Source organism: Psychrobacter sp. FME13 (genome assembly GCF_014861395.1).
In the GTDB taxonomy this organism is placed as follows: Bacteria; Pseudomonadota; Gammaproteobacteria; order Pseudomonadales; family Moraxellaceae; genus Psychrobacter.
In genome coordinates this window covers 1-8,175 of record NZ_RRYV01000146.1, presented here as the reverse complement: position 1 = coordinate 8,175, position 8,175 = coordinate 1, and the positions used below count along the sequence as shown (strand labels likewise).

The window sequence follows — 8,175 nt, the reverse complement described above, 5'->3', positions numbered from 1 at the left end:
CGTGTGGCTTGTTGCGTTCAAACTTGGCCTTTGCCATGGGTATTTCCTCTTTTTTTTGGTGAATCTTTATCAATCAAAGATCAGTGAATAGCTGTTTGACGGCTCATGATGCAAGTAAGACCATCAAACCGTTGACGCTATGGCTTATCTACTAAAATGCTTTAGCAATTTCGCTCGCTACTGTCTATGCATTCAAACCTTTAAGTTTCATACATATACACATTATACTTACTTTTCAATCTGTTGAACATCGTAAGCTATTATATAGCATCGCTGTTGCACTACTTTATTTTACTGTAAGTCATCAATAAAAAAAGTCTGTCAAATAGGCTTGTTACTTATTAACAAATTGACAGCACTAAAAGGCAACACCTCAGTGTCACCCTTAAATCATCAATTACCACACTGTATTTATAATATTCAATATCCTATGTCTTCGATATCGATTCTACTCTATGTGAAAATAGCAAAGCAAACACAAAAGAATTAAACAATAAATGGAGCTCATATCGAGAATTGAACTCGAGACCTCTCCCTTACCAAGGGAGTGCTCTACCGCTGAGCTATATGAGCATGTTTTTAATAACTACAGCATACAATCTGTATATTTACTAAAAAAAATATCACGATACAGTTGTCATAAACTGGTTATCGTGATGTATTATTGATAAATTTTGCGATGGTGTATATATGGAGCGGGTGGCGGGAATCGAACCCGCGTCATTAGCTTGGAAGGCTAAGGTGTTACCATTATACCACACCCGCATTTACTCTTATTCTAACTAACTCTAATCGAGAGCCTGTAAGTATATAGAGCATGCTTGGCGCTATGAAAAGCTTAGAAAATATGGTGGTGGGAGAAGGATTCGAACCTTCGAAGCTTTCGCGACAGATTTACAGTCTGTTGGGTTTGACCGCTCCCCAATCCCACCTTAGGGTGCTTTGAACAAAAATGACTTTTATTTAAGACAAATTCATAAAAAGCTACTTTGAAAGAGATGGTGCCGACTGCCGGGATCGAACTGGCGACCTACTGATTACAAGTCAGTTGCTCTACCAACTGAGCTAAGTCGGCTTGTTCTCTCTAAAGTGGTGGCTATTCTATCAAATATTTTGAGATGCGCAAGCTCTTTTTCATCTTTTTTTTAATTATTTTTATAATAATATTCAAGCTATTGATTATGTTAATATTTTATCTAAACCCAAATAGCTGTTTTTACCATTAAAATTACTATTTGTATTTTTTAGCAGAAGTAGTTAACGGATTCGCAAACCATTACAGGCCATTTTTACAGCTTTTAGTAGCGCCAATGCCTTTTTATTAGTTTCATCCCACTCATCTTTTGGTACAGAATCAGCGACGACGCCTGCACCTGCTTGGATATGAATTTTTCCACGACGCATCACGGCGGTACGAATAGCAATGGCAGTATCCATATTACCATGCCAGCCCAAATAGCCTACTGAGCCGCCAAAGACGGTTCGACGTACTGGCTCTACTTCATCAATAATTTGCATAGCACGAATTTTGGGCGCTCCTGATAAAGTACCCGCTGGAAACGTTGCACAAAAAACATCTAGAGCATCTTTATCAGGCAATACCTGTCCTTCAACGTTAGAGGCAATATGCATCACTTGTGAGTAGCGCTCAATAAACATCTTTTCGGTGACTTTGACACTGCCGTATTCACAAACACGGCCAATATCATTACGACCCAAATCAATAAGCATTAAATGTTCGGCGACTTCTTTTTTATCATTGAGTAGATCCGCTTCAAGCGCTAAATCCTCTACTTCGTTCTGTCCTCGTTTACGAGTACCCGCCAATGGTCGCACCGTTACTTTGCCATTTTCGATACGTGATAATATTTCAGGTGATGCACCGATGATGTCAAAGCGTTTATGATCATCAAGGGTATAACCATGTACCAAAAACAAATATGGTGATGGGTTTAAAAAGCGCAGGGCACGATAGACAGCCAGTGAATCTCCCTTATAATCAGCGGTCAAACGCTGTGCAGGGACAACTTGCATGACATCACCTGCTAAGATGTAATCTTTTATTTTATTGACATCATTGCAGTATTTTTCCGCGCCTGTTTGTGAAGTAAATGTCGGTGTCGGCATCACCGGCGCACTCAAGTTTGGCATCTCTGCTAATTTATCTTCAATCTTTTCGAGTTCACGGATAGCACTACCATAGCCATCTTCACTATTACAATCAGCATAAACAATAATAGACAACGTGTTTTCCAGACTGTCAAAAACAATCACATTCATGGAGAGCATCAACCACATGTCTGGCATCGACATCGGATTGGGTGCTTCAGACAAGCCCACGCTGGGCTCTATGACGCGCACCATGTCATACCCAAAGTAACCAACCAAACCGCCGCTAAAACTCGGTAAGGCAGTGACATCCTCTACGGTTGGCATCTTATACTGGGCCATCAGTTGACGAATATAGTCAAATGGATCATCGACTGTATTTACATCAATATGATCATTTTTTTTGACCGTCATACTCCCGTTTGTATATTGCAAAATCAGATCACTACCCAAGCCAATCATTGAATATCTTGCCCAGCGCTCCCCACCTACAACTGACTCAAATAAATATGCTGAACCGTTTAAATCACGTACTTTCGAAAATACAGATACTGGTGTCTGTGCATCCATTAAGCGTTTTTTGACCAGCGGTGCATGACTAAAGCCACGGTCTTTAAAAGACTGATATTCTTCAAAGGTCATCATAGTAAAGCTCTCTTAACAAAATATTGGCAAAAGATAAAAATAATATAAACCGTACCATCAATAAGAATGGCTACAGTTGACTGCCAAAAATACAAATGAAATATAGCGTCAACACTCTACTGAATGTTGACGCTAATACTGATGCTCTAAGCACACATTTTTACAGCTAAGTCGTGATAAATATAAGCAGATATAAAAGAAAATTTAGGTTATACAGCACCTTTATTAAACAACCATAACGCTAATGCAACAATAATAATGACAATAAATACCCATATAAACCAGCCGCCGCTTGGTTTTTTCTCAGGCTGCCCTGTATTGGCTAAGTTGCTAACGGCCTGATCTACTGCATTATTCCCTTCTGTACCAAGATCATGAGACTGACCTAGATCTGCGGTACCTGAAAATTGTGCAGTGGCAGCTTGTTTCGCACGTAAGACGTCAGAATCGGCTTCTTCTTGCAGTGTCGTTTTTGTCGTTTTGTCATGCTCTGATTCGACTGCTGGCTTCTCATCCACAACCTCTGCTTCATTTATTTCTTCATACACAGCCCCTTCAGTTGCTACAGGCTGTTCTACTAATGGCTCACTCTCATCAGTCACTGGCGATTCAGGTTCCATCGTTGCCACTTCTTGCAGCTCAGCTACTGCTTCTGTTATCACAGGCTCTTCTGTGATAACAGACTCTTCTAGCACTACTTCTTCTATAGGCTCTGGGGTATCTTCTACTGGTGCAGACTCTACTTTTTCTGCGGATGATAAAACGTCATCGATACCCGTTTCTTTTACGACAGACTCATCGATGGCTGAATGTTCGATAATGTACTCTTCAAACTCATCTTCTTTAATAATGCTCTCAGCAGACGCAGCTTCAGTATCTACTTCCTTACTAACTGCTACATCATCTGGTGCTGACAAGTTATTCTCTGGCGCAGCAACCGGTGCTTCCACCTGAAAACGAAAGCTTGCAAAACCAATTGTGTCATCCGCTTGCAATAGGCTAGATTGATTGCCCTCGATGCGCTGCTCATTGATAAACGTACCGTTTGATGAGTCCAAATCTTTCACATATAACTGACCATCTAATAGGCTTAACACAGCATGGTTACGCGATACTTGCTTGCTGCCGAGTACCACATCATTATCACTGCCGCGTCCAATGGACAAACTGTCATCGACAGTTAAGATTAAGTCGCCAAGCGCTTCTGTTAAAGCGTTAAGCTGCCATGTACCGTTATTGGATGATAGCTTATCGTTGTCTTCTAAAGTAGTCATGATAATCGTACTCCTAATGATTCATTTTTACGTAATTTTGGCTATCATTTTTATCACTGTTTTCGAAATAAGGAAATACCCTAGCCTTGGCATCGTATTGTTATTACTTAGGAATAAACTCAGGGTTAAGGATACCTGTCAATTTACTATACGGAATACTGAGTGTCGGCATACCATAAGCATAAGCACCGATAGCATAAGGTTGATACTGGATATCGATTCCCTGATCCGTCAAGATCACGTTATCACTCAATACAAATGGCCAAGTCTCTTCGTAGCTGTTGACATCTTCGTCAATCGTTTTTACCCATGCTTTATAGCTGTCATACGCCAACGCCTTAAAGCGCGATTTTTTAGGCTCCGACACCATATCATCTAAGGTGACTTGCTTTTGGGTACTGCTATCAAACATCAAGTATTCGCTATAAGGCATTCCGTGTGCACCACCGGTATAAGCATAAGTACTAACCTCGAACAGCTCAAACCTACCAACGTGGCCCAGATAAGTAGGAGTCACCATTAACTGATAAGCGAGGGGACTATCTACTGGTAAATCCATAAATTGTGCGGTAGCGAAACCCGTCAATGCTTGTGTCACTGCTTGTTTACTGACAGTGGTGGCTACAGGACCTGACTCACTGACACCATTGTTTACAATCAAAGTGTTGATACGCGTATTAACAATACTGTTGATCCATTGTTGATTGGTTTTGAGATATTCAATCTCAATTTCTGGGCAGTTATTGTGCTCGATGCACTGCGTTTTTAAGGCATCTGGCAAGCTATAATGCAAATAATCATTATTATTGATTAAGCTATTTTGATAGGTTGTTTCATTGCTATTATTAACTCTGGAGTCAGCATTGGCAGTCAAGCTCGCGGCACTCAAGAGCAATACCATACTCAATGACCATATCGTGCGAGGTTTGGTATGAAGGTGTGCTGCTCTTTTGCCACAAAATAACGTTATTGACTGAGCTTGAGTGTTCATACTTACTTATCCTGTGTCATAAACTGTAATTTTTTAAAGTGTGCTTGATAATGATTAGGGCCTATCTTCATGGTAAAAATAGTCAGTGAACGACTAAACCGCTACTATTTCATCCTCACTAAATAAACGAGATTATCATCTGCAGTCGGCAGCCCTGTATTCATTTTAGAATGTTTCAACTATACTAGTGTACCGTAACCTGTGCCCTCTCGTGTTGAAACACTGTTTTGTTTTTGCTAGCAATAATCCTATATTAAGGCGCTAAGCACAAACAAACAAAAGGACACGGCAAGCGTGTCCTTTTGTTTGTTTATTCGCTAAAGACTGCCTACTCACCAAATGGTAATGCAACGAAATCAGCCACATCTACGCTACAAACTAACGCTCACGCAATTAGTGCTCACGAGTACTGCTAAATGTGATTTCTGGGTAGCGATCTTGCATCAGCTGCAAGTTGACTCGTGATGGCGCAAGATAGGTCAAATAACCACCACCATCTAATGATAGTTGGTCATGGGCTTTTTTCTTAAACTTCGCTAGTGCCACTTCATCGTCACAGTGAATCCAGCGTACTGTTGCAATAGATACCGGCTCAAAGATACATTGGACTTTGTACTCTTCTTTGAGACGATGCGCGACCACCTCAAACTGTAGTACACCAACTGCACCCAGAACCAAATCGTTATTAATCTGCGGCATAAAGACCTGTGTTGCACCCTCTTCACTTAGCTGCTGCAGACCTTTTTGTAGAGCCTTGGACTTAAGCGGATCTTTTAGAACGACACGGCGGAACAACTCAGGCGCAAAATGTGGAATACCAGTGAAATTCAGCGCTTCGCCTTCGGTGAAACTGTCACCGATTGAGATGGTTCCGTGGTTATGCAGACCAATGATATCACCCGGATACGCTTCTTCTAATGCTTCGCGGTCTCCGGCCAAAAAGGTCAAGGCATCGGCAATACGTACGTCTTTACCCAAGCGTACATGCTTCATTTTCATGCCTTTTTCATACTTGCCTGAGCAGACTCGTAAGAAAGCAATACGGTCACGGTGACGCGGATCCATATTGGCCTGAATTTTAAAGACAAAACCACTAAAATCCGTCTCAGTCGCTGCCACTTCACGCTCATTGGTTGGATGCGCTTTTGGCGGCGGTGAGTATTTGACTAAGGTATCCAGTACCATGTTGACGCCAAAGTTACCCAATGCGGTACCAAACAACACTGGCGTCATCTCGCCCGCTAAAAACTCGTCTACGCTGAATTCTTCTAGCGCCATTTGTACCAGCTCAAGTGATTCCTCAAAAGCATCAAACATCAGCTTACCCAAACGCTCACGAATATCTGGATAATCATAGCCTTCGCGGACCTCAGAAATGGTCGTCTTGCCGCCATTACCTTTTTCATAAAAGTAAGTTTTGTTTTCGGTCAAATGATAGACACCAACAAAATCTTGACCCATACCGATAGGCCATGTCACTGGTATACATTTGATTTTTAGTACTGCTTCAATCTCACTCAGTAGCTCAAGAGGCTCACGAATCTGGCGATCAAGCTTATTGACAAATGAGATGATTGGCGTGTCACGCATACGGCAAACTTCCATCAATTTGATGGTTCGTTCTTCGACACCTTTAGCACCATCCACCATCATCAGCGCACTATCTACAGCGGTCAAGGTACGATAGGTATCTTCACTAAAGTCGGCGTGACCTGGTGTGTCCAGTAAGTTGACCACATGGTCTTTATAGGGAAACTGCATGACAGAGGTAGTGATCGAGATACCACGCTCTTGTTCCATGCTCATCCAGTCTGATGTGGCATGACGATCCGTCTTGCGACCTTTAACTTCACCCACTACCTGAATAGCTTGCCCCCACAACAACAACTTCTCAGTCATTGTGGTCTTACCAGCATCGGGATGCGAGATAATGGCAAAGGTGCGACGTTTGGCAACTTCTTTGTTTAGTTTCTTTGGATCTACGCTCATAATTTTTGGCTTCAACCTTAACTTCAAAAAGGCTGTCTTTTAGACAGTAATCTAAATACATAGAATAAATAATGGGCATATTGTAGCGGATTTAGCATCATGATGCAGAATTAGCGCACAAAAACCGCCGTCTAATAACCAAATTTTAATTTGTATAACCAAGAACTTGATTACCATACCCAAAGCAGCGAGAACGCTGAATTGTTTTCTACCCAATACATCTTGAATATAAGATGACTAACAGAGCATGTCCTAAATTCAATCAATATTAGTTTTAGAGTTCTTTAACGATAGTCGTCAAAAACAATAGTTATCAAAAACGATAGTCATCAAAATTACAAATTCACAGTATATACTTGCAACTGGCCTAATATACTTACTTACGACTCGTACATAGTCGGGACAACGGTTTGTTATGCTAAATGACAATCTAAAACTTACCGTTTAATCATAAAAACTGATAACAAAAAAGGATATCTTATGAAAACTTTATACTCTACCAAAGCAAGTGTGACTGGCGGCCGTGCAGGTTCAGCCAGCTTGAGCGACAGCGATCTTAGCATCAACATGGTACCACCAGGCTCTGGAAAAGAAGGCAATAACCCAGAGCAGATGTTTGCGATTGGTTATAGCGCTTGCTTTGACGGGGCACTTGGCGCTGTCAAGCAAATGGAAAAAGCAAAGTTTGATTCAACCACTCGGATAGAAGTCGATTTGCTACAAGGCGAAGGACATGACTATAAGCTAGCCGCTAAAATCCATGTCATTGGCGAAAACACAGAGCTGTCTGCTGATGAGTTTCAGCAACTGGTCGAAAAAGCGCATCAAATCTGCCCATATTCAAAAGCCACGCGTGGCAACATCGATGTCGAAGTGACGTCAGAAGTAAAATAATACAAGCGCAAGGCTTAAGTAGCTTGGTTATCAAGTCAGCTAAAAGAATAAAGAACTCAGTTAACGCTGGGTTCTTTTTTTATGTGCCATTAGGCGTGTTGAACATTCAAACATTAGGGCTGCTGATCGCTAAAATTGCACCAAATTAGGCGCAAGCCGAAGATAATGTCGAGACCTTAACTAGGCTTGTAACAACGTTTGCAAAAATGTTTGGAAGCATTTTAGCATCAGCCTTGAGAACGGATCCAGCAAAGCTCTGCTTTGCCCGTTTGC

General features: G+C 41.4%; 5 protein-coding genes and 4 tRNA genes. 1 reads left to right on the top strand and 8 read right to left on the bottom strand.

Annotated elements, in window-relative coordinates:
- Positions 1–498 precede the first annotated feature (498 nt).
- The 8 genes from EI164_RS13150 to EI164_RS13115 form a co-directional block, all read right to left on the bottom strand.
- A tRNA-Thr gene (locus tag EI164_RS13150) sits at positions 499–573 on the bottom strand.
- 118 nt (positions 574–691) lie between these two features.
- Positions 692–765, bottom strand: a tRNA-Gly gene (locus EI164_RS13145).
- A gap of 83 nt (positions 766–848) precedes the next feature.
- Positions 849–932: transfer RNA gene (locus EI164_RS13140), tRNA-Tyr, on the bottom strand.
- Between the two features lie 67 nt (positions 933–999).
- Positions 1,000–1,075, bottom strand: a tRNA-Thr gene (locus EI164_RS13135).
- A gap of 182 nt (positions 1,076–1,257) precedes the next feature.
- Positions 1,258–2,754, bottom strand: a complete 1,497-nt coding sequence (locus tag EI164_RS13130) for an anthranilate synthase component I family protein (RefSeq protein WP_192520398.1) — start codon at positions 2,752–2,754, stop codon at positions 1,258–1,260.
- 209 nt (positions 2,755–2,963) lie between these two features.
- Positions 2,964–4,028 carry an FHA domain-containing protein gene (locus tag EI164_RS13125; RefSeq protein ID WP_192520397.1) on the bottom strand — a complete coding sequence of 355 codons (1,065 nt, stop codon included), beginning with the start codon at positions 4,026–4,028 and terminating at the stop codon, positions 2,964–2,966.
- Between the two features lie 103 nt (positions 4,029–4,131).
- A complete protein-coding gene (locus EI164_RS13120) occupies positions 4,132–5,019 on the bottom strand; it encodes an RsiV family protein (RefSeq protein ID WP_192520396.1) in 888 nt (295 codons plus the stop codon).
- A 393-nt stretch (positions 5,020–5,412) separates the two neighbouring features.
- On the bottom strand, positions 5,413–7,008 hold the full coding sequence (locus tag EI164_RS13115) for a peptide chain release factor 3 (protein WP_192520395.1): 1,596 nt from the start codon (positions 7,006–7,008) through the stop codon (positions 5,413–5,415).
- Positions 7,009–7,488: 480 nt separating this feature from the next.
- Here EI164_RS13115 and EI164_RS13110 point away from each other — a divergent pair, with 480 nt between their 5' ends.
- Positions 7,489–7,902, top strand: a complete 414-nt coding sequence (locus tag EI164_RS13110; protein ID WP_192520394.1) for an Ohr family peroxiredoxin — start codon at positions 7,489–7,491, stop codon at positions 7,900–7,902.
- Positions 7,903–8,175: the final 273 nt, after the last annotated feature.